This window comes from Halorubrum sp. B52 (assembly GCF_059752555.1).
The window spans coordinates 32,705-54,349 of record NZ_MWTG01000008.1; the positions used below are offsets into that span (position 1 = coordinate 32,705).

Annotated in this window: 22 protein-coding genes; 10 read left to right on the forward strand and 12 right to left on the reverse strand. The window is 71.0% G+C overall.

The features are described from left to right. The first annotated feature begins 16 nt into the window (after positions 1-16). Together B4V04_RS05920 and B4V04_RS05925 are read left to right on the forward strand one after the other, a co-directional pair. A complete protein-coding gene (locus B4V04_RS05920) occupies positions 17-2,611 on the forward strand; it encodes a DNA topoisomerase I (protein ID WP_498230014.1) in 2,595 nt (864 codons plus the stop codon). 70 nt (positions 2,612-2,681) lie between these two features. After that, the gene (locus B4V04_RS05925; RefSeq protein WP_498230016.1) at positions 2,682-4,184 is read left to right on the forward strand and encodes a PAS domain S-box protein; all 1,503 of its coding nucleotides are present in this window, start codon (positions 2,682-2,684) and stop codon (positions 4,182-4,184) included. 44 nt (positions 4,185-4,228) lie between these two features. Here B4V04_RS05925 and B4V04_RS05930 read toward each other — a convergent pair whose 3' ends face one another. The 5 genes from B4V04_RS05930 to B4V04_RS05950 all read right to left on the reverse strand — a co-directional run bounded on the left by B4V04_RS05930 (position 4,229) and on the right by B4V04_RS05950 (position 7,970). Beyond that, positions 4,229-4,639, reverse strand: a complete 411-nt coding sequence (locus B4V04_RS05930; RefSeq protein ID WP_498230018.1) for a DUF192 domain-containing protein — start codon at positions 4,637-4,639, stop codon at positions 4,229-4,231. A gap of 96 nt (positions 4,640-4,735) precedes the next feature. Continuing rightward, positions 4,736-4,990, reverse strand: coding sequence for a glutathione S-transferase N-terminal domain-containing protein (locus tag B4V04_RS05935; protein WP_498230020.1), 255 nt, complete (start codon positions 4,988-4,990; stop codon positions 4,736-4,738). A gap of 76 nt (positions 4,991-5,066) precedes the next feature. After that, the gene (locus tag B4V04_RS05940; RefSeq protein WP_498230022.1) at positions 5,067-6,446 is read right to left on the reverse strand and encodes an NCS2 family permease; all 1,380 of its coding nucleotides are present in this window, start codon (positions 6,444-6,446) and stop codon (positions 5,067-5,069) included. 201 nt (positions 6,447-6,647) lie between these two features. Then, positions 6,648-7,361: a phosphoribosyltransferase family protein gene (locus B4V04_RS05945; RefSeq protein ID WP_498230024.1), complete on the reverse strand. Its 714-nt coding sequence runs from the start codon at positions 7,359-7,361 to the stop codon at positions 6,648-6,650. Between the two features lie 150 nt (positions 7,362-7,511). Then, the gene (locus B4V04_RS05950; protein WP_498230026.1) at positions 7,512-7,970 is read right to left on the reverse strand and encodes a DUF7529 family protein; all 459 of its coding nucleotides are present in this window, start codon (positions 7,968-7,970) and stop codon (positions 7,512-7,514) included. A 147-nt stretch (positions 7,971-8,117) separates the two neighbouring features. Between B4V04_RS05950 and B4V04_RS05955 the strand changes: the two genes are divergently transcribed. The 6 genes from B4V04_RS05955 to B4V04_RS05980 all read left to right on the forward strand — a co-directional run bounded on the left by B4V04_RS05955 (position 8,118) and on the right by B4V04_RS05980 (position 14,864). Beyond that, a complete protein-coding gene (locus tag B4V04_RS05955) occupies positions 8,118-9,743 on the forward strand; it encodes an ABC transporter substrate-binding protein (protein ID WP_144799824.1) in 1,626 nt (541 codons plus the stop codon). 28 nt (positions 9,744-9,771) lie between these two features. Beyond that, positions 9,772-10,764: an ABC transporter permease gene (locus B4V04_RS05960; RefSeq protein ID WP_144799823.1), complete on the forward strand. Its 993-nt coding sequence runs from the start codon at positions 9,772-9,774 to the stop codon at positions 10,762-10,764. Further along, a complete protein-coding gene (locus B4V04_RS05965; RefSeq protein WP_144799822.1) occupies positions 10,764-11,783 on the forward strand; it encodes an ABC transporter permease in 1,020 nt (339 codons plus the stop codon). Before B4V04_RS05960 ends, B4V04_RS05965 begins: the two co-directional genes overlap by 1 nt. Continuing rightward, entirely contained in the window at positions 11,780-12,991 is a 1,212-nt protein-coding gene (locus B4V04_RS05970; protein ID WP_498230029.1) for an ABC transporter ATP-binding protein, read from the forward strand. The genes B4V04_RS05965 and B4V04_RS05970 overlap by 4 nt, the downstream gene beginning before the upstream one ends. After that, positions 12,988-14,088, forward strand: coding sequence for an ABC transporter ATP-binding protein (locus B4V04_RS05975; RefSeq protein ID WP_498230031.1), 1,101 nt, complete (start codon positions 12,988-12,990; stop codon positions 14,086-14,088). The genes B4V04_RS05970 and B4V04_RS05975 overlap by 4 nt, the downstream gene beginning before the upstream one ends. A 137-nt stretch (positions 14,089-14,225) precedes the next feature. Next, complete coding sequence (locus B4V04_RS05980) at positions 14,226-14,864, forward strand: hypothetical protein (RefSeq protein ID WP_498230033.1); 639 nt, start codon at positions 14,226-14,228, stop codon at positions 14,862-14,864. Between the two features lie 139 nt (positions 14,865-15,003). Here the strand turns inward: B4V04_RS05980 and B4V04_RS05985 are convergent, their stop codons facing one another. Continuing rightward, a complete protein-coding gene (locus B4V04_RS05985) occupies positions 15,004-15,846 on the reverse strand; it encodes a polyprenyl synthetase family protein (RefSeq protein ID WP_498230034.1) in 843 nt (280 codons plus the stop codon). A 57-nt stretch (positions 15,847-15,903) separates the two neighbouring features. Continuing rightward, complete coding sequence (gene npdG, locus B4V04_RS05990) at positions 15,904-16,572, reverse strand: NADPH-dependent F420 reductase (protein WP_498230036.1); 669 nt, start codon at positions 16,570-16,572, stop codon at positions 15,904-15,906. Positions 16,573-16,692: 120 nt separating this feature from the next. Between npdG and B4V04_RS05995 the strand changes: the two genes are divergently transcribed. Both B4V04_RS05995 and B4V04_RS06000 read left to right on the forward strand, forming a co-directional pair. Continuing rightward, entirely contained in the window at positions 16,693-16,998 is a 306-nt protein-coding gene (locus tag B4V04_RS05995; RefSeq protein ID WP_498230038.1) for a MazG nucleotide pyrophosphohydrolase domain-containing protein, read from the forward strand. Positions 16,999-17,048: 50 nt separating this feature from the next. Further along, entirely contained in the window at positions 17,049-17,216 is a 168-nt protein-coding gene (locus tag B4V04_RS06000) for a hypothetical protein (protein ID WP_498230040.1), read from the forward strand. 32 nt (positions 17,217-17,248) lie between these two features. On the opposite strand, the gene B4V04_RS06005 is transcribed toward B4V04_RS06000, so the two are convergent. From B4V04_RS06005 to B4V04_RS06025, 5 genes are read right to left on the reverse strand one after another with little or no spacing between them, the layout of a single operon-like run. Next, positions 17,249-17,431 (reverse strand): DUF7987 family protein, encoded by a 183-nt coding sequence (locus B4V04_RS06005; RefSeq protein WP_498230041.1) that lies wholly within the window; start codon positions 17,429-17,431, stop codon positions 17,249-17,251. 50 nt (positions 17,432-17,481) lie between these two features. Further along, on the reverse strand, positions 17,482-19,047 hold the full coding sequence (locus B4V04_RS06010) for a cobyric acid synthase (RefSeq protein ID WP_498230828.1): 1,566 nt from the start codon (positions 19,045-19,047) through the stop codon (positions 17,482-17,484). A gap of 13 nt (positions 19,048-19,060) precedes the next feature. Beyond that, the gene (locus B4V04_RS06015; protein WP_498230043.1) at positions 19,061-19,804 is read right to left on the reverse strand and encodes a cob(I)yrinic acid a,c-diamide adenosyltransferase; all 744 of its coding nucleotides are present in this window, start codon (positions 19,802-19,804) and stop codon (positions 19,061-19,063) included. Beyond that, positions 19,801-20,568, reverse strand: a complete 768-nt coding sequence (locus B4V04_RS06020) for an adenosylcobinamide amidohydrolase (protein WP_498230045.1) — start codon at positions 20,566-20,568, stop codon at positions 19,801-19,803. The genes B4V04_RS06015 and B4V04_RS06020 overlap by 4 nt, the downstream gene beginning before the upstream one ends. Then, complete coding sequence (locus tag B4V04_RS06025; RefSeq protein ID WP_498230047.1) at positions 20,561-21,643, reverse strand: aminotransferase class I/II-fold pyridoxal phosphate-dependent enzyme; 1,083 nt, start codon at positions 21,641-21,643, stop codon at positions 20,561-20,563. Before B4V04_RS06025 ends, B4V04_RS06020 begins: the two co-directional genes overlap by 8 nt. Positions 21,644-21,645: the final 2 nt, after the last annotated feature.

Below are 21,645 nucleotides of genomic sequence, written 5' to 3' on the forward strand. Positions count from 1 at the left end.
CGCCTATCCCGGGGCAATGAGTCGCGGCCCCGAGCTGATAATCACGGAGAAGGACAACGCGGCGCGCCGCATCGCCGAGATCCTGAGCGGCGAGTCCGCGACGACGGAGCGGCGGAACGACGTCAACGTGTACAAGTGGGGCGGCAAGCGCTGTATCGGCCTCTCGGGCCACGTCGTCGGCGTCGACTTCCCGGCCGAGTACAACGACTGGCGCGACGTCGAGCCGGTCGAGCTCATCGACGCGCCGGTCACGAAGGAACCGACCCAGGAGGGGATCGTCGCGGCCCTGCGCACGCTGGCCCGGAACGCCTCTCGGATCGTCATCGCGACCGACTACGACCGCGAGGGCGAACTGATCGGCAAGGAGGCGTACGAGCTGGTGCGCGAGGTGAACGAGGACGCGCCGATCGACCGGGTCCGGTTCTCCTCGATCACGGACAACGAGGTGACCGAGGCGTTCGCGAATCCCGACGAGCTCGACTTCGACCTGGCGGCCGCCGGCGAGGCCCGCCAGGTGATCGACCTGACGTGGGGCGCGGCGCTCACCCGCTTCCTCTCCTTATCCGCCCGCCAGCTCGGCGACGACTTCATCTCGGTCGGCCGGGTGCAGGGGCCGACCCTCAAGCTCATCGTCGACCGCGAGCGCGAGATCCAGGCGTTCGACCCCGAGTCGTACTGGGAGCTGTACGGGAACCTGACGAAGTCCGGCGGCGACCCCTTCGAGGCGCGCTACTTCTACCTGAACGACGAGGGCAACGAGGCCCAGCGCGTCTGGGACGGCGACGTCGCCGAGGTGCTCACGGAGGCGTTGGCGGCGGCGGACGAGGCCGTCGTCGACGACGTGCGCCGCCGGACGCGCACCGACGAGCCGCCGACCCCGTTCAACACCACGGCGTTCATCCGCGCCGCCGGGTCGCTCGGCTACTCCGCCCAGCGCGCCATGTCGCTCGCGGAGGACCTGTACACCGCCGGCTACGTCACCTACCCCCGGACGGACAACACGGTGTACCCCGAGGACTTAGAGCCCCGCGAGCTGATCGAGGAGCTCTCGGCCGCCTCGACGTTCGGGACGGACGCGAAGAGCCTCCTCGACCGGGAGGAGATCGAGCCCACCGAGGGCGACGAGGAGACGACCGACCACCCGCCGATCCACCCGACCGGCGAGCTCCCCTCGGCGTCGGACCTCTCGGAGGATGAGTGGGAGGTGTACGAGCTGATCGTCCGGCGCTTTTTGGCGACCTGCGCCGAGCCGGCGACGTGGGAGCGGCTCCGCGTCGTCGCGCTCGCGAACGGCGAAGCGACCGCGATCGCCGAGGGCGCGGACGGGCTCGCCGCCCTTCGAAATCCCGAAGACGCCGACGGTCCCGCCGACCTCGCCGCCGACGGCGGGCTCCGGCTGAAGGCGAACGGCAAGCGGCTCCTGGAGGCGGGCTACCACGACGTCTACCCGTACCGCTCCAGCGACGAGCGGATCGTCCCCGACGTCGAGGTCGGCGAGACGCTCGCGCTCGACGACCGCCGCACGGACGCCAAGGAGACCCAACCGCCCCGCCGGTACGGCCAGTCCCGGCTCATCGAGGAGATGGAGAAGCGCGGCGTCGGCACGAAGGCGACCCGCCACCGCACCTTAGAGAAGCTGTACGACCGCAACTACATCGAAAGCGACCCGCCGCGGCCGACCCGGCTCGCGGAGGCGGTCGTCGAGGCGGCCGAGGAGTTCGCCGAGCACATCGTCAGCGAGGAGATGACCGCGCAGCTGGAGCGCGACATGCAGGCGATCGCGGCCGGCGAGAAGGGGTACGACGAGGTGACGGAGGCGTCCCGCGAGCTGCTCGACCGCGTGTTCGACGACCTCACCGAGTCGCGCGACGCCGTCGGCGACCACCTGCAGAAGTCGCTGAAGGCGGACAAGACGCTCGGCCCCTGTCCCGAGTGCGGCGCGGACCTGCTCGTCCGGAAGTCCCGACAGGGCTCGTACTTCGTCGGCTGCGACGGCTACCCCGACTGCGAGCACACCCTCCCGCTCCCCTCCACGGGCAAGCCGCTCATCTTGGACGAGACCTGCGAGGAGCACGAGCTCCGACACGTGAAGATGCTCGCGGGCCGGAAGACGTTCGTCCACGGCTGCCCGCAGTGCAAGGCCGACGAGGCGGACGACCAGGAAGACGAGGTGATTGGGGCGTGTCCCGAGTGCGGCGAGGAGCACGGCGGCGAGCTGGCCATCAAGCGCCTCCGCTCCGGCTCTCGGCTCGTCGGCTGCACGCGCTACCCCGACTGCGACTACTCGCTGCCGCTCCCCCGCCGCGGCGAGATCGAGGTCACCGAGGAGCGCTGCGAGGAGCACGACCTCCCGCACCTCCGGGTCCACTCCGGCGACGAGCCGTGGGAGCTCGGCTGTCCGATCTGCAACTACCGCGAGTTCACCGCCCGGCAGGAGGGGTCGGAGCTCCAGACCGTCGAGGGGATCGGCGAGAAGACGGCCGAGAAGCTGCAGGACGTCGGCGTCGACGGCGTCGACGACCTCAAGTCCGCGGACCCGGACGACCTCGCCGCCGACGTCGACGGCGTCGGCGCAGACACCGTCCGGGACTGGCAGGCGAAGGCGGACTGAGCCGGCCGGTTCCGTCTCGGCGGCCCGATCCATAAACACATAAACGAAGGACCCGTCAGCCCGCTTACGTATGGGACGCGATCGCGAGACGGGCCGAGACGCGGACGGCGCCCCTCCGCCCGGAGACGGCGACCGCCCGGTCGGGGAGCGGTCGCCGAGCGCACCGGACGGCGACGCGGTCCCGGCCGTCCTCCGCTCGTTCGTCGACGCGGTCCCGACGCCGACGCTCGCGTGCGACCCGGAGAGCCGCGCGATCCGCGCGGCCAACGCGCCGGCGGCGGACCTGCTCGACCGCGACCGCGGCGCGCTGACGCTGACGGGGCTCGACGCCCTCGGCGAGGCGGAGACGACGGTCGCCGGCGACCCGGTCGGCGCGGCCGTCGACGCCGCGCGCGACGCCGAGGGCGTCACTCGCCTCGAGTGGACCGTCTCCGCCGCCCCGACCCGGCGCCTCGAACTCGCCGTCCGCGCCGCGACGGTCGCCGGCCGCGAGTGGCTGATCGTCGGCCTGACCGACGTCACCGACCGGGTCACCGCCGAGGAGCGGCTTCGGTCGCAGCTCCGGACGACCGACGCGATCGCCGCGACGGTCCCGGCCGCGCTGTTCCAGTGCACCGCGCGCGGCACCCTCTCGCGGTGGAACGACCGCCTCGCCGCGGACGCCGGCTACGAGGGCGAGGAGCTCTCCGGGACCGCGCTGACGTCGCTGTTCGACGAGGAGAGCCGCGACGCCGTCGCCGACGCGCTCCAGTCCGTCTACGGCGAGGGGCGGAGCGCGGAGTGCGAGGCGACGCTCGTCACCCGGTCGGGCGAGCGCGTTCCGTACCGGCTCTCGCTCGGCCCGGTCACCGACGGCGACGATGTCGTCGGCGCGGTCGGGGTCGGCGAGGACGTCACCGAGGCGTCCCTCCGGGAGGAGCGGCTCGCCGTGTTGACCCGGGTGCTCCGCCACAACTTCCGGAACGACCTCAACGTCGTCACGGGGTTCACGGAGCGGGCGATAGACGAGGTCGACGACCCCGAGCTCGTCGCCGAGCTGGAGCGCGTCGTCGACACCGCCGAGCGGCTGCTGCGCGTCGGCGAGACCTCGCGGCGGGTCGAGCGGCTGCTCGCCGACCGGCCGACCCCCCGGCCGACGGACCTCGCGGGCGCGGTCGCAGAGGCGCTGACGATGGTCCCGCCGGAGCTCCGCGAGCGCGCCGACGTCGAGGTCGACGTCCCGGAGGGGATCGCGGTGTCGGCGGTCGGCTACCTCGCCGAGGCGATCGCGGAGCTCGTCGACAACGCGATCCGGCACAGCGACGCGGCCCGTCCCTCGGTGAGCGTCACGGCCGCCGAGCTCCCCAGCGAGTCGTGGACCTCCCTGGTCGTCGCCGACGACGGTCCGGGGATCCCGCCGGCGGAGCGCGCGGTGCTCACCGGCGAGGAGACGCCGCTGGAGCACGCCAGCGGGCTGGGGCTCTGGTACGTCAACTGGATCGTCAGCGCCGGCGGCGGCGGCTTCGACATCGGCGAGAGCAAGGCCGGCGGCACGCGGATCGAGATGGAGCTCCGCACGGCGGACGGCGGGTAGGGTTCGAAAGACGAGGAGTAGTGGTCGACCCGTCGCGGCTCGGATCAGTCGACGAGCCGGACCTCGTCGCCGACGGCGACGTCGGCGGCGGCGCCCGCGGGGAGCTCGACGACCGTGTCGGCCCGCCCCCGAGCCAGCCCGACGAACGGGGCGAGCCGCTTCCGCTTCCGCACCTCGCCGTCGACGAGCCACAGCGCGTCGATCGCGAACGGGACGAACAGCATGTGGAGCCACTGCGCGTCGGCCTCCTCGAACGGGAAGACGAGCGCGTAGCCCTCGGGGATCGAGCGTCTGAACATCAGCCCGCGGCCCTGTTCGAGCGTCGACCGGGCGACGTCGACGTCGTCGGCGAGGACGGTCGGATCGCGGTCGCCGTCGGCGAGTTCCGCGCCGGCGACGGTCGCCGCGTCGCTCTCGGCCTGCGCGCTGCGGTGGACGAGTCGCACGCTCCGCACGTGGCGACCGTCGGGTAAATAGCCTCGCGATCGCGACCGCGGGACGTCGGCGGGACCCGATCGCCGCCGGTCGTCATTGGAAACCGCTCCGCCGGCTCAGCTCGCGCTCCCGTACGTCTCGTCGAGGTACTCGACGATGTCGTCGCTCTCGGACATCCCCTCGATCCCGTTCGCCTCGTCGACGAGGACGGGAACGCCCGTCTGCCCGCTGACCTCCTCGACTTCCGTGCGCTCGGAGTGCGAGCGCGGCACCGTCACCGACTCGTACTCTAAGTCGAGCTCGGCGAGCTTGGTCTTCACCTTCGCGCAGTACGGGCAGCCCTCCAGTTCGTAGAGCGTCAGATTTGCCATCACCCTCGGTAGGGCGTAGACGCGTAAAGAAGTGCGGTGGACGGTGCGCGCCGCGCGCACGGCCGGCGGTCTCGGCCTACAGGATGACGCCGCGCGTCTGCAGCACGTAGTAGACGGCGAGCAGCGCCGCGATGACGTACTGGCCGAGCGCGACCTCGTCGTACTCGCCGACCGCGACCTTGATCAGCGGGTAGGCGACGATGCCGGCCGCCAGCCCGTCGGCGATCGAGTAGGCGAACGGCATCACGGTGACCGTGAGCCCCGCGGAGACGGCCCACGCCGGGTCAGACCAGTCGACCTCGACGAGCCCCTGTAACATCATCACGCCGACGACGATCAGCGCGATGAAGGAGGCGTACTCCGGGATGGCGGCGACGACGGGGATCACCGCGAGCGAGGCGACGAACAGCAGCGCGACGACCAGCGCCGTCAGGCCGGTGCGACCGCCCTCCTCGACGCCGGTCGACGACTCGATGTACGTGGTCACCGTGGAGGTGCCGAGCACCGCGCCGGCGGTCGTCCCCACCGCGTCGGCCATCAGCGGCTTGTCCATGTCCGGGAGATCGCCGTCCTCGTCGAGGAAGTCGCCGAACTGCGAGACGCCGATGAGCGTCCCGGCGGTGTCGAAGAAGTCGACGAAGAAGAACGTGAACACGACGAGGGCGAACGTGAGCGGGTCGATCCCGGTGAGCCCGTCGACGAACGCCCCCGCGAGCGGCGAGATGTCGTACTGTGCGCTCGGGAGCGTCTCCGGCGTGATCGTGCCGCGGTCGAAGAATCCGGCGAAGGTGAGCCCCCAGCCGACGACGGAGGTCGTCAGGATCCCGATCACGATCGAGCCCGTGACGCCGCGCGCCCAGAGGCCGAAGGTGAACACGAGCCCGAGGATCCCCAAGATCGCCCACGGGTTCCCGAAGATCCCGCCGAGCGTGACGAGCGTCGCGTCGTCGGGGACGACGATCTGGAGCTCCTGGAAGCCGATGAACAGGAGGAAGAGACCGATACCGGCGCCGACCGAGCGCTTCACCGGCTCGGGGAACAGCCGGATGACGTACTCGCGCGCGCCGACCGCGGTGAGCAGCATGAAGAGGATCCCCTCGACGAACACCGCGGCGAGGGCCGTCTGCCACGGGATCCCGAGCCCGAGCACGACGGTGAACGCGAAGAAGGCATTGAGCCCCAGGCCGGGCGCGAGCCCGAACGGGCGGTTGGCGTACAGCGCCATCACCAGCGTCGCGAGCGCGGACGAGAGGATCGTCGCGATGGCGATCATCTGGACCACCTCGAAGAACTCGTAGCCGGGGATCTGGATCGCCTCCGCGAGGATGAACGGGTTCACGACGATGATGTACGACATCGCGAGGAAGGTCGTGAGCCCCGCGACCAGCTCCGTACGGACGTCGGAGTCGTGCGCCTCCACGTCGAACCGCGCAGCCAGCGTGTCTGAAAGCCCCATTGAACGGATGTGTCTACTTCCGTATCGGATGATAAGCCTTGCTGAACGAACGCGGAGCGTATACAGAAACGTGTATTGTTATCTCGTTTTAGCCGTCAATAATTTAAAAGAAATGCGAGAACGTGCCTACTTTCGCGGCGGCGCACCCGCGGTCCACGCGAGCGCGCCTCCTCGAACGTCGTCAGCGCGCCGACCGGGACGTTACTCGAACGTCGTCAGCGCGCCGACCGGCGCGTCCGTGATCTCCCGCGCGCGCTCCATCCCCTCGTCGCCGACGGCGATGAGGGCGAAGACGCCGGTGACGTCGGCGTCGGCCTGGAGGGCGATGTCGAGGAGGAGCTCCTGCGTCTCGCCCGACCGGATCAGGTCGTCGACGACGAGCACGGTGTCGCCGTCGTCGACCGCGCTCGCGGGGAGGTAGTAGGTGAGCTCGATCCCGGAGGCGAGCCGCTGGCGCGACTCGATGAACTCCTCGACGGCGGTCTCCTTCGACTTCTTGGCGTACGCGAGGCGGGCGTCGAAGAAGGAGGCCATCGCCGCGCCGAGCGTGATCCCGTCGGTGGCGGCGGTGAGGACGACGTCGGGCGACTCGAACGCGAACGTCTCCGCGGCGACGGGCGCGACCAGGTCGAGGAACGACTGGTCGAAGACGACGCCGGAGTTGTCGACGTACCCCTCCTCGTCGAACTCGACGCGGGCGATCAGCTCGTCGGCGAGCGCGTCGCGGCCGACCGCTTCGACGACCTCGCTCGCCCGGTCGGCGCCGGGCAGCACGTGGCCGTTCACGTACCGGTTCAGGTCGCCGGCGGGGAGGCCGGTCACCTCGGAGAGCTCCTCGTACGTTCGCGTCTCCTTCAACATCCGCAACACGGCGACCGCCTGCAGCTGGAGGGCCGCCTTCTCTGCTCGGTTCATGCGAATGATCGTGATCGCACAAGTATGAATACGTCGAAGTGTTCTCCGAGCCAGATACACATGATAATGCGTGTCACGGGCGCGGCGGTCGATCAACGGGCGCGGCACGGCGGTCGAGCAGGGGTCCGTCGCCGCGCCGGACGGCCCGTCTCAGGCGTCGGTCGTCCCGTCGAAGAAGACCGTCGGGTCGGTCACGTCGATCTCGACGACGTCCCGGTCGTCGAGGGGACGGAGTCGGACCGTGAGCGCGCCGGCCGCGTCGGCGCCCGCCCGGAGCGAGTCCAGTTCGTCGACGCCGAGGTACGTCGGCACGCAGACGGCGATCTCGGCGTTCCCGTCCTCCGCGACGACGAGGCGGTATTCGACCCCCTCGGCCGCCGCGGCGTACACCCGGACCGTGTCGACGTCGGCGTCGCCGACGACCGCGCTCGCCTCCTCGAACTCCGAGCCGGGGAGCAGCACGTCGATCCGCCCCGCGTCGGCGATCGGATTCACGTCGCCGGGATGGGCGGCGACCGCCGTCCAGCCCCGCTCGCGGTACTCCGTCGCCGTCGCGTCGGTGTCGGCGACCACGTCTCCCCACCGCTCGCCTGGATCGGTCCGTCGCATGTACCCGTGGTTCCGTCGGAATCGTAAATACCTGTCCAGTCGCTGTGGATACTTGTCCAGTTACCGTGACAGAAACCGGCGGGAGCGACGGCCGACGGGGCCGTTCGCGTCGTTAAGTTCATAACGTTCCCTCGTATGAGGTATGCTATGAGTTCTGACAACGACGATCAGATCAACAGGCGGACGATGCTCACGTACGCCGGCACCGCGGCCGCGGTCGGCCTCGCCGGCTGTTCCGGTAACGGCGGCGACGGCGGTGACGGTTCGGACGGGTCCGACGGCGACGACGGCATGGACGGGTCCGACGGTTCGGACGGGTCGGACGGCGGCGACGACGCCTTCGAGATCGGGGTCACCATGGGCCAGATGGACTCCGGGCTCGACCCGCAGGACCACGCCGAGACGAACACGGAGATCATCGTCGGACAGGTGTACGAGGGCCTGCTCGACCGCGACAAGGAGGGCGGCATCATCGCCGGGCTCGCCACCGATTGGGAGCGCACCGAGGAGGGCGACGTCCGGTTCGTCCTCCGCGAGACCTCCTTCCACAACGGCGACCCGGTGACGTCCGAGGACGTCAGATTCAGCATCCGCCGGATCGTCGACGAGGACGTCGGCATCGCCAGCCCGCAGTCGAACGACCTCGGGTCGGTCACCGAGGTCGTCGCCGGTGACGGCGAGGTGACGGTCTCGTTCGAGGGGTTCAATCCGATCGCCTTCCAGCTGTTCGCGACGAACGGGCCGATCATGCAGCAGTCGTGGGTCGAGGAGAACGACGGCAACTACATCAACCGGAACACGAACGGCACCGGGCCGTTCATGGTCACCGAGTACGACTCCGGGAACCAGGTCGTCTACGAGCCGAACGAGGACTACTGGGACGGCGACGTCCCGGTCGACGAGCTCACGATGGAGGCCTCCAGCGAGTCGAGCACGCGCGTGAATCGCCTGCTCGCCGAGGAGACGGACATCGTGACGAACGTGCCGCCGCAGGAGGTCTCGCGCGTCGAGAGCTCCGACGTCGCCGGGATCAACTCCGTGCCGAGCGCCCGGATCATCTTCCTGCAGATGCGGTACGACGTCGAGCCGTTCTCCAGCCAGCAGTTCCGGCAGGCGATGAACCACGCCGTCGACGTCGAGAGCATCATCGAGAACGTCCTCAACGGCTTCGGCAACATCACCGGACAGCCCACCTTGGAGGGCCACGTCGGTCACAACCCCGACATCGAGCCGTACCCGTACGACCCCGACGAGGCGGAGCGGCTGGTCGAGGAGTCCGGCCACGCGGGCGTCGAGATCACGCTCCAGACCCCGATCGGTCGCTACCTCGGCGACGTCGAGATCGCGCAGGCCGCGGCGAGCCAGATCGACTCGCTGTCGAACGTCTCCTGCGAGCTCGAACAGCGGGAGTTCTCCTCGCTCGTCCAGGACATCACGACGGGGAATATCGAGGACAAGCCGCACTTCAACCTCCTCGGCTGGGGGAACGGCGAGTTCGACGGAAGCCAGACCATCACCCCGCTCATGACGACCGACGGGGCGCTCACCATCTTGGAGAACGAGGAGCTCGACCAGCTCATGGTCGACGCGGAGAACACCGAAGACCCCGACGAGCGCGTCGAGATCCTCCAGGAGGCGAACCAGCTCGCTCACGACCTGGCCCCGTGGGTGTTCCTCCACCAGCAGTTCAGCGTCTACGGCGTCTCCGGCGACATCTCGTGGGAGCCGCGGGCCGACGAGTTCATCGACCCCGACACGGCCACTCAACAGTAACGCGCGCCGACCGCGCACATCGCTATCAATGTCATTCGGCAGATTCGTACTCAAAAGAAGCCTCCAGGGACTCGGCGTCGTCTGGGGGGTCGTCACCGTCGTGTTCGCGCTCCGGTTCGTCACGCCCGGGAGCGCGATCAACGCGGTCGCCCCGCTCGACGCGAGCCAAGAGACGCGACAGGCGATCGCCGCAGAGCTCGGCTTAGACCAGCCGCTGTACATCCAGTACGGGCAGTACATCTTCGACCTCCTCCGCGGTGACATGGGGTTCTCGTACATCCGCGGCCAGGAGGTCGTCGGGCTCGTGTTCTCGCGGCTGCCGGCGACGGTCGAGCTCGCGCTCGCCGCGAGCGTCGTCGCGATCGCCCTGTCGATCCCGCTCGGCGTGCTCAGCGCGACCCGGCGCAACCAGCCGGTCGACTACGGCGCGACGCTGTTCTCGCTCGGCGGGATCAGCACGCCGAACTTCTGGCTGGGGATCATGCTCATCCTGATCTTCGCAGTGGAGTTCGACGTGTTCAACACCAGCGGCCGCGGCGTCGACGTCGGCGACGTGGCGCTGTCGGTGATCGGCTCGGAGCCGTTCGTCGGCACGCTGCTCGCGTGGCTCGCGTACATCACCCTCCCCGCCATCGCCTTGGGGACGTACTTCATGGCGCTCATCACGCGGCTCACCCGCTCCGGAATGTTAGACGAGCTCAGTAAGGGGTACGTCCAGGCCGCGCAGGCGAAGGGGCTCCCGCAGACGCTGGTCCGGTACAAGCACGCGCTCCGGAACACGCTCATCCCGGTGATCACGGTGCTCGGCCTCCAGCTCGGCACGCTGATCGGCGGCGCGGTGATCACCGAGGCGGTGTTCTCGTGGCCGGGGCTCGGCACCCTCGTCATCGACAGCATCAACCGCCGCGACTGGCCGGTGTTACAGGGGAGTCTCATCGTCATCGGCACGAGCTTCGTGCTCGTGAACGTCCTCGTCGACGCCGTCTACGCGTATCTCGACCCCCAAGTGGTGAACGACTGATGGTTTCCGCACGTGTCATCCGCAATCTCAAATCGGAGTTCAGGAACAGCGCGCTCGCGAAGATCGGCTTGCTGCTCGTGGTCGGCATCCTCTTTACCGCCGCGTTCGCGCCGTTCATCGCGCCGCACGACCCCACCGAACAGCAGCTCGACCAGAGCGAGCTCCCCCCGCTCGGCTTCAGCGAGACCACCGAGCGGACGACCTCGCAGATGGTCGACGGGGAGCTCCAGACCGTGACCGAGACCGTCGAGGTCACCCCCGACGCGGCGCACCCGCTCGGCACCGACAGCCTCGGCCGCGACATGCTCTCGCGGATCGTCTACGGCGCCCGGACGTCGCTGGTCGTCGGCGTGCTCGGGACGCTCCTCGCGGCGTTCGTCGGCGTCCCGGTCGGGCTGTTCGCCGGCTACCACCGCGGGAACGTCGACGACCTCCTGATGCGCATCGCGGACGTGAGCCTCGCGTTCCCGTCGCTCGTGCTCGCCGTCGCGCTCATCGGGCTCTGGGGACGCGCGGCGATCAACGTCCCCGACCCCTTCGTCGTCGCCGGGCTCGCGCCCGAGATGCCGGAGAGCTTCGTGTTACCGATAACCGTGGTGATCGTCGTCGGCCTCGTCAACTGGGTGTGGTTCGCCCGCGTCGCCCGCGGGGAGGCGCTCTCGCTACGGAGTCAGGAGTACGTCAAGGCGTCCCGAGCGCTCGGCGCCGACGACACCTCGATCATCTGGAACCACGTCCTCCCGAACGCGATCACGCCGATCATCGTCCTCGCGACGGTGCAGGTGGCGGCGATCATCCTCTTGGAGAGCTCCCTCTCCTTCCTCGGCTTCTCGGGGACGACGCTCTCGTGGGGCTTCGACATCGCGCAGGGGCGCGACTACGTCTCGTCGGGGCAGTGGTGGATCGCGTCGCTCCCCGGCCTCGCGATCATGTTCTCCGTGATCGGGATCAACCTCCTCGGGGACTGGCTCCGCGACTCGCTGGACCCGGGCATCGAGGGTGAAGGGGGTGCCGCATGAGCCAGGGCGTGCGGGCCGGATCCGCGCTGCGGAGCGACGACCTGCTCTCGGTCGAGAACCTCTCGACCCGCTTTTTCACCGAGGAGGGGCAGATCAACGCGGTCGAGTCGGTCTCGTTCGACCTCCGCGACAACGAGATCCTCGGCATCGTCGGCGAGTCCGGCTCCGGGAAGTCCGTGACCGCGCTGTCGCTCATCGACCTCGTCGAGTCGCCCGGCCGGATCACCGAGGGGGAGGTGTGGTACCGGAACCCCGACCTCGCCGACGAGTTCCGCGCGAACGACGCGGTCGGCGTCGACGGCGACCACGTCGACCTCCGGACCGTGCCGCCTCGCGTCCGGCGGTCGCTCCGCGGCCCGTCGTTCAGCACCATCTTCCAGGACCCGATGAGCAGCTTCAACCCCTCGATCACGGTCGGCGAGCAGATCGCCGAGGCGGTCGAGGTCCAGCGGCGCGCGAAGGCGAACCCGCGGTCGACGCGGTCGCGGACGCAGGGGTACGGGCTCGGACAGTACCTCCTCGACGGGATCGTCCCCGGCCGCGGCTACACCAGCGAGGAGAGCGTCGACCGGGCGATCGAGCTGCTCGAACAGGTCGGGATCCCCGACCCCGCCGAGCGCGTCGACGAGTACCCCGGCGAGTTCTCCGGCGGGATGCTCCAGCGCGCGATGATCGCGCAGGCGCTGGCCGGCGAGCCCGACGTGCTCATCGCCGACGAGCCGACGACCGCGCTCGACGTCACGATCCAGGCGCAGATCCTCAACCTCCTCACGGAGATCCAGGCGGAGCGCGGGATGAGCATCGTCCTCATCACTCACGACCTCGGCGTCATCGCGGAGATGTGCGACCGGGTCTGCGTGATGTACGCGGGCGAGGTCGTGGAGCGCGGGACGCTCGACGCGGTGTTCGACGACTCGGTCCACCCGTACACCGAGGGGCTCCTGGGCTCGATCCCCGACCTGGAGGACCCGCGACCGCGGCTCCAGCCGATCGAGGGGAACGTCCCCGGGCTGGTCGACGCCGAGATGGACGACCGGTGCTACTTCGCCGACCGCTGTCCGAAGGCGATGGAGTCGTGTCTGGAAAAGCCCGCGGAGCGCGTCGTGGACGCCGACGCCGAACACGGGGCGAAGTGCGTCCTCGCGGACCGCCCGTACGACCCGAGCGAGGCGCTTCCCGATGACCACTTCGGAGGTGACGCGGAATGAGCGACGCCGACCGCGGGGACGCCGACGGCACGGCCTCCGCCGCCGCCGACCCCCTCCTCTCCGTCGAGGGGCTCCGGAAGTACTACGCGGACGAGCAGTCGCTGCTCGACCGGCTGCTCGGCGCGGAGGAGGAGAGCGTGAAGGCCGTCGACGGCGTCTCCTTCGAGGTCGCCGAGGGCGAGACGCTCGGGCTCGTCGGCGAGTCCGGCTGCGGCAAGTCGACCACGGGCGAGACCGTGCTCCGCCTGCGCGAGGCCACCGACGGTCGGGTCTCGTTCGACGGGGCGGACTTACTGGAGATGACCGACGCGGAGCTGACCGAGTTCCGGAAGCGCGCGCAGATCGTCTTCCAGGACCCGTTCTCCAGCCTCGACCCGCGCATGACCGCCGGGGACATCGTCACCGAGGGGCTCCGGATTCACGGCATCGCCGACCGGGCCGAGCGGCGCGACACCGCAAAGGACCTGCTCGAACGCGTCGGGCTCTCCGCCGACCAGATCGACCGCTACCCGCACGAGTTCTCGGGCGGCCAGCGCCAGCGCATCGGCATCGCGCGGGCGCTCGCCGTCGACCCGGAGTTCATCGTGCTCGACGAGCCCGTGTCGGCGCTGGACGTCTCGGTGCAGGCGCAGATACTGAACCTGCTCGACGACCTGCAGGAGGAGTTCGGGCTCACCTACCTCTTCATCGCGCACAACCTCAGCGTCGTCCGTCACATCTGCGACCGAGTCGCGGTGATGTACCTCGGCGAGATCGTCGAGACGGGACCGGTCGACGAGATCTTCGCGGACCCGGCGCACCCGTACACGCGGGCGTTGCTGTCGAGCGTCCCGCGGGTGACGACCGAGGACCGCGAGGAGGAGTTCGAGACGCTCCGCGGCGACGTGCCGTCGCCGCGGAACCCACCCGCGGGCTGCCGGTTCCACACGCGGTGTCCGGAGGCGCGGGCGGCCTGCCGCGAGTCGTCGCCGGCGGCGTACTCCGTCGGCGAACGCCGCTCGGCGACGTGTTTCCGCGCCGACGAGGACCACCCCTACTGGGAGAGCGACCCGATCGAGGAGAACGCCCGAACGGCGGCCGACGGCGCCGACGACTGAGGCGGTCGGCGCCGTCGTCCGATAGTTCGACGAAACGGTTCTCCGCCGACCTCCCCGTTTAATTCGCGTTAAACCGCCGAAATTCAGCGCCACGGCTTCCCCGACTTATGTGGGTCCCGGTCGTTCGTCCGGTCGCAATGTCAGTCTCAAAATCCCTGCTGACGGTGCTGGCGGTCCTGCTCGTCGCCGGAAGCGGTGCCGCGGTAACGGGCGTCGCACAGACGGACGCGGGCGACGCGTCTGCGTCCGTCTCCGACCTCGAGATGGACGCGACCCTGGACAACGAAACCGTCGCGGTGACCGTGGTCGACGGCGGCGAATCGGTCGAGAACGCCTCGATCACCGTCGAAGGCGACGAGGAGGTCACCGTCGCGACCGACGCGAACGGAACCGCGACCGTCGACCGCTCGGCCCTCAGCGAGGACGACGAGTCCCTCGAGGAGCTCGAAGTCGAGTACGAGTCCGACCACGCGGAGGGCGAACTGGAGTACGTCGTCTCCGACGGCTCGCTCACCCTCGTCGAGGAGCAGTACGAGTACGAGGTCGACGACGAGGAGGACGACGAGTCGGACGAAGATGAATCGGACGAGGACGAGTCAGATGAAGACGAGTCAGATGAGGATGAATCGGACGAAGACGAGAGCGAGGGAGACGACGAGGCCGAGGTTGACGACGAGGAGGAAGCGGACGAGGATGAAGACGAGGAAAGTGAGGACGACGAGGAAGATGAGGACGACGATGCCGACGGAGACGACGAGGACGAAACGGACAGCTAGTAACGCTTGACGCCTCTCGTCCCGCTAACGGGGCGCGATTCTCCGACGAACTCTCGCTTTTCTCGCAGCGAACGAGCGTACTCGGTCCGCGGAGCGGGTCGTGAAAAACGCGTGCGACGGCCGCGACTCGTCGCGGGCGCTACCGCTCGCGCACGACGACGAACTCCGCGAGGTCGCGGAGGTACTCGATCGCCTCCGTCTCCGGCGGATCGGCGTCGTCGAGCGCGGCGAGGGCGAGCTCCGACTGCTCGCGCGCCCGCTCGTCGATCTCCTCGGGGGACAGCGAGGTGACCTGCAGGACGGAGGGCCGGTCCATCTCTGCGTCCTGGCCCGTCGGCTTGCCGAGGTCGTCGGCGTCGGCGGTCGCGTCGAGCACGTCGTCGCGCATCTGGAACGCGACGCCGACGCGCTCGGCGTACTCGCCGAACGAGTCGATCGCGTGGGAGTCGGCGCCGCCGGCGACCGCGCCGAGCTCGGCGGCGGCCCGGAACAGCGCGCCGGTCTTCCGGCGCGCGAGCTCCATGTACTCCGCCTCCGTCGCCGGGCGGTCGGCGAGCTCGGTCGCCTCGCCCTCGCCGAGCTCGACCATCGCCTCGGCGACGGTCCGCATCGCGCGCGGCTCCCCGGAGAACAGCCCGAACGCCTCGCCCAGCAGGCCGTCGCTGGCGACGATCGCGGGACCGTACCCGAACTCCGCCCACGCGGAGGGGGTGCCGCGCCGGACCTCCGAGCGGTCGATGATGTCGTCGATCACGAGCGACGCGTTGTGGACGAACTCGATCCCGGCCGCGAAGTCGACGGCGTCGTCGGGGTCGCCGTCGAACGCCTCGCAGGCGAGGATCGTCACCGCCGGGCGGACCCGCTTACCGCCGGCGAGGACGACGTGACCGACCTCGTCGGACAGCTCGTCGGGCTCGACCTCGTCGATGACGGCCTCCAGCCGGTCTTCGACCAGCGCGACCCGGCGCTCCAGGTACTCCATCTATCGTCCGGAGGGACCGGTCGCGCAAAGGCCTAACGGAACGACGGTCGCGGGCGCTTACGTGAATCGAACGCCGAGGTCGTGGAGGCCGTCGTTGTTCTCGGCGACGTTGATAAGCAGGGGGGTGAGCCCCTCGATCTCGGGCGCGTTGGCGATCCCGCCGGCGTCGAGCGCGCGGAGCCCCTCGATCCCCTCCGCGACGTCGGCCACCGTCCGCTTCGCGTCCTCGTCGTCGCCGATCACGAGCGTGTCGACCCCGAGGTCGGCGTCGAGGTTCGCGAGCCGGGCGGCCGCGAGGTTGTGGAACGCGCCGACGACGTCGACGCCCTCCGGCGCGGCGTCGGCCGCGATCCGCGTCACCGACCCCGCGCCGGGCCGGTGGTAGTGGAACCCCTCCTCGTCGCGCTTCATCCCCGTCGCCGGCGAGACGAGCACGTCGCCCTCGTCGAGCGCGTCGGCGATCGCCTCCACCGTGTCGCCGACGTGGTAGGGCGGGACGGCGAGGACGACGACCTTGGCCGCGGCGGTGACGGCGGCGTTTTCGTCGCCCTCGACAGTCGCGTCGAGGCCGCGGCTCGCCAGCTCGGTGGTGTACTCCTCGGCCTTGTTCTCCGCCTTCTCCGCCTCCCGCGAGCCGATCGAGACGCGGTGAGACGTGTCGGCCGCCAGCCGGAGCGCGAGCCCCTCGCCGATATCCCCGGTGCCGCCGAGTATCGCGATCTTCATACGATCAGTGCGGTCGCTCGCGTCTTAGGGGTTGCGTGACCGGCCGTCCTCGCCACGGGCCGGGCGCGAGCCCTCTCCCGGACCGGGAGCTTCTTTTTCGATCGCGCGGAGGCGACGCCCATGGACGAGCAGGACCGCGTCGCCGCGTTCGTCGCCGAGCACGGGCTGGAGACCGACCTCGCGTACCGCGTCCTCGACTTAGAGAGCGAGGTCGGCGAGGTGGCGAAGGAGGTCGCGACCTCGACCGACTACGGGAGCGACCCGGACGCCGCCGCGATCGCGACCGACGAGCTCGGCGACGCGCTGTTCGCGCTGCTCGCGCTCGCCGAGGCCGCCGACGTCGACGCCGGCGACGCGCTCGACGAATCGCTGGCGAAGTACGAGGCGCGGATCGACGCGTCCGGCGACGCCGGGTCCGGCCGCTAGCGACTTCGGAGCGGGCGCCGGTTCAAGTGCGTCGGCCGCCTATCGGGAGCATGGCCGACACACCGTCGCTGGCGCTCCGATACGTCGCCTGCGACGCCTGCGGGACGGTGTTCGCGCTGCCCGACGACCCCGCGGAGCCGGACGCCTGCGGTCGGTGCGGCGCCCGGCCGCTCCGCGAGCTCCGCGGCCTTCGCGGGCCGGACGCTTACTTCGTCTGACCACGCCGGCGCCGCGTCTGGGACCGTCCCGCCTACGCCGCCTCCCGCCGGTCCAGCGTCCCGTTGATCGCGAGTGGTACGACGACCCCGCCCCCGATGAACAGCGCGAGCGGGATCCACTCCGGATACGCCAGGTTCAGCGATTCGATCGCCAGGGCGGCGGCGACGGTGAGGGCGATACACGTCCCGATGACGGCGTTCTCGCGGGAGACCATGCGCGACCCGTCGGTCGCGTTCGTGAAACGGGTCGCGCCGCGGGACGCGGTCAGGCGAGGTCGCCGAACCCGATCGCCGCGAGGTCGACGTTGTCGGCGACGAGGTCGGCGGCGCGGTCGTACGGGGAGCGGTCGTCGGTCACGCCGACCGCGTCCCCGTCGCCGTCGCCCGATCCGGCCGCCGGCCGCGACTTCCCCGCCGCCGCGAAGACGCGCTCGACGAACGCCGTCCGGACGCCCTCGTTCTCGAAGAGGCCGTGGAGGTAGGTCCCGAGCGCCCGGTCGGTCGCCGCGCTCTCCGGTCCCAGCGGGGAGGCGACCGCCTCGGTCGGCGACGACCGGCCCATGTGGATCTCGTAGCCCGTCGCGGTCCCGTCCGCCCCGGCGAGCGGGCCGACGCCCTCGACCGAGCGCGTCACGCGCTCCACGCGCTTGTCGGTCGAGAACCGCGTCTCGACCGGCAGGACGCCGACGCCCTCGACGTCGGTCGCCGACCCGGTCCCCTCGACGTCGGCGTTCGTCAGCCGCTCGCCGAGGATCTGGTAACCGCCGCAGAGGCCGACGATCGGTCCGGAAAAATCGCGGAGCGCGTCGTCGAAGCCGGCGTCGCGGAGCGCGAGCAGGTCGTCGACGGTGTTTTTCGACCCCGAGAGGACGACCGCGTCGGCGTCGCCGAGGGAGTCGGCCCCCTCGCCGCGGGACGCGTCGAGGGGGACGTACGCGACCCGGACCCCCGGCTCGCGCGCCAGCGGCTCCAGGTCGGTGAAGTTCGAGATGCGCGGGAGACGGGGGACGGCGACTCGAACGGCGTCGGCGTCCGGGACGCCGTCGTCGTCGCCGAGGACGCCGGAGCCACCACCCTCCCGACCGTCGGTCCGATCGGGTAACGAGAGGCTGTCCTCCGCGGGGAGGCCGGGGTCGTCGTGCGGGACGACGCCGACGATCGGCACGCCCGTCCGCGCCTCGATCTCGTCGATGCCGGGTTCCAGGAGGGTAGGGTCCCCGCGGAACTTCGTGACGACCGCGCCGGCGACGCGCTCGCGGACGTCGTCGGGGAGGAGTTCGAGGGTGCCGTAGAGGCTCGCGAAGGCGCCGCCGCGCTCGATGTCGACCGCGATCAGGATCCGAGCGTCGGCGAACCGCGCGCACTCGATATTGGCGAGGTCCCGGTCGTGGAGGTTGATCTCGGCGATGCTGCCCGCCCCCTCGGCGACGATCACGTCGTGGTCGGCCGCGAGGCGACGGTGCGCCGCGACCGCGGCCTCGCGGGCGGCCTCCCAGTGCGACTCGTAGTAGTCGCCGGCCGCGAAGTGCCCGACCGCCTCCCCGTCGACGATCAGCTGGCTCTCGCCGTCGCCGCGCGGCTTGAGCAGGACCGGGTTCATATCCGTCGTCGCCGGGACCCCGGCCGCCCGGGCCTGCACGTACTGGGAGACGCCGATCTCGCCCCACTCGCCGTCCGGCGCGAGAGCGACCCGGGCGTTGTTGCTCATGTTCTGGGCCTTGAACGGGGCGACCGCGACCCCGTTCCGGGCGAGGTGCCGACAGAGCCCGGCCGCAAGCGTGCTCTTGCCGGCGTGGCTGGCGGTGCCGGCGATCAGGACGGTGTCCGCCATCTCGCTCACTGCCTCAGTACTCCGTCCCCCGCCGCGCCCGGTGGCCCGCGTCGAAGGGGTGCGCCACCTTCCGGACGTTCGTGATCAGGTCGGCGACGCCCTCTAGGTACGCCGGCTCCGCGTGGCTCCCGGTGAGGACGAGCTCGAGGTCGTCGGGCTTCGACTCCGCGAGCGCGACGACGTCGTCGGGGTCGACGAGCCCGCGGTCGGCCGCGTACAGCAGCTCGTCTAAGATCAGCATGTGAACGCCGTCGTCGGGGTCGCCGTCGAGCGGGAGCGGTTCGGTCAGGTCCGCGTCGGCGGCGCCCGCGACGAGCGCCTCGGCGCGCTCGAAGGCGGCCGCGGCCTTCGCGTCGTGCTCGTCGTCCGCCGAGCCGTCGAGGAGGCCGTGCCAGCCGTAGTGGCCGGCGTTCTCGTAAGTGAAGCCGTCGATCGCGGCGATGGCGTTGTACTCGCCGCGGACGCCCTCGACGCTGTCGGCGCCCCCTTTCATGAACTGGAGCATGTGGACGCGGTAGCCGTGCCCCGCGGCCCGAAATCCCATCCCCATCGCCGCCGTGGTCTTCCCCTTCCCGTCGCCCCACCAGGCCTGCACGAGCCCGAACTCCTCGGGCGCGGCCGGCTCGATGGGCTCCGGCTCGGGGGCCGCGCCGCCGCCGGGGGTTCGAGCGGCCGGGTCGCCGCTGGCCGGGTCGCCGTCGCTCGGATCGGTCTCGGTCGATGCGTCGCCGTCGGTGTCGTCGGTGTCGTGTGTCATGGATCGAAGACCTCCGCCCGCTCGTCGGCGACGACGCCGTGCTCGGCGTCGCCGGCCGGCCCGGGCAGGTCGCCGTCCGGGTACCGCGACCGCAGGCTCGCGCGCACCGCGTCCCGGACGCAGACGCGGGCCGCCGCGCCCACCGGGGTGGCGCTGCCCGAGAACGCCGCCGGCTCCCCGTCGGGGTCGTCGGCGACGGCGACCGCGTCGCTCGTGGTCCCGGGGACGCCCGCAGTCGCGAGTAGCGTCGCCGCCTTCGCCTCGGCCGCGACGGCGACGAGGTTCGCCGCGGCGCCGGCCGCGAGCCGCCGGGTCGTGCCGAGGATCAGGTTGACCGTGCCGGGTCGGCGGGGCGGCCCCTCAGTCGTCGCCTCGGGCTCGCCCTCCGGGTTGCGGGTGTCGCCAGCCGCCCTCTCCGGAGCCATCGGGAGCATCGCCGGGTTCGACAGCCCGGCGGTCGCGTACGCGACGACGGGCCCGCGGCGCGCGCCCCGCGCGTGCTCCATCGAGACGCCGGTGAACAGGGTCGGCGGGTCGCCCTCGGCGTCGCGGTCGCGCCCCGCGTCGCCCCCATTTTTAAACCCCGCCCGCGCCAGCCGCTCGTCGCGGTACGCGCCGAGGTCGGTGCGCTCGAACCCCTCGGGGACGGTGACGTTGTACGCGGCGGCCGCCCGCGAGCGCCCGCCGTTCCACCCGGTCGAGAGCCAGCGCGTCCCCGGGCGTCGGAGGCGGAGGACGCCGTCGCGCACGGTCGCCTCAAACATCGTCGCCCTCCGGGTCGGTCGGCGTCCCGTCGGTCGCCTCCGCGTCTGCCGTGTTCTCGTCTCCCACACCGAGCGCCGCCAGCAGCCGGTCGTTCTCGGCCGGTCGGCGCACCGCGACCCTGACGTGCGAGTCGAGCCCGCGGAAGGTGGTCGCGTCCCGGATCGCCACGCCGCGTTCGCGGGCCGCCGCGACGACGGCCTCGGCCGACCGACCGTCTCCGCTCACGTCGAGCAGCAGGAACGGCGCGTCCGAGGGGGAGACGGCGTAGCGCTCGACGAGAGCCTCGTGCATCCGCGCCCGCTCCGAGCGGACGCGCTCGCGGGTCTCCCTGATAAACCCGTCCCGCCGCATGCAGTGCGCGCCGGTCGCGAGCGCCGGGACGCTCAGGTTCCACGGCCGCCGGGCGTTCGCCAGCGCCGCGCCGACCGCGCCCGTCGCGACCGCGAACCCCGTCCGGATCCCGGGGAGGCCGAACAGCTTCGTGAGCGACCGGGCGACCACGACCCCCTCGGTCCCCGCGATCGACGGGCGATCGGTGAACCCGAGGAACGCCTCGTCGACGAGGAGGCGCGTGTCGGCCTCGCGGCACCGCGCCGCGAACCGCTCCAGCGCCGCGCGGTCGTACGCCGCCCCGGTCGGGTTGTTCGGGTCGCAGACGACCGCGAGCGCGTGGTCGCTCGGGTCGGTGTCGAGGACGTCGGCCGCCGAGACGAACGCGGGCTCGCCGCCCTGCAGCCGCACCTCGCGGGCGTACTCGCCGAAGCTCGGCGCCGGGACGAGGGCGGTGTCGCCGGGGTCGACCGCGAGCGCGACCGCGGCCCGGATGGCTGCGAGCCCGCCGGGCGTCGGGACCACGGCCTCCGGGTCACAGTCGACGTACTCGCCCGCGGCCTCGCGGAACGCTCCCGGCGGCTCCGCGGGGTACGAGCGAGCGTCCGCGAACGCCTCCCGGTAGACCGCCTCGACGCCATCGGGCACCTCGGGGTTGGTGTTCGCCGAGAAGTCCAGCAGGTCGGGGTCGTCGCTGCTCCCGTGAGGCGCGCGGTCGAGGTCGGTCGCGGTGTCGAAGTTCATGG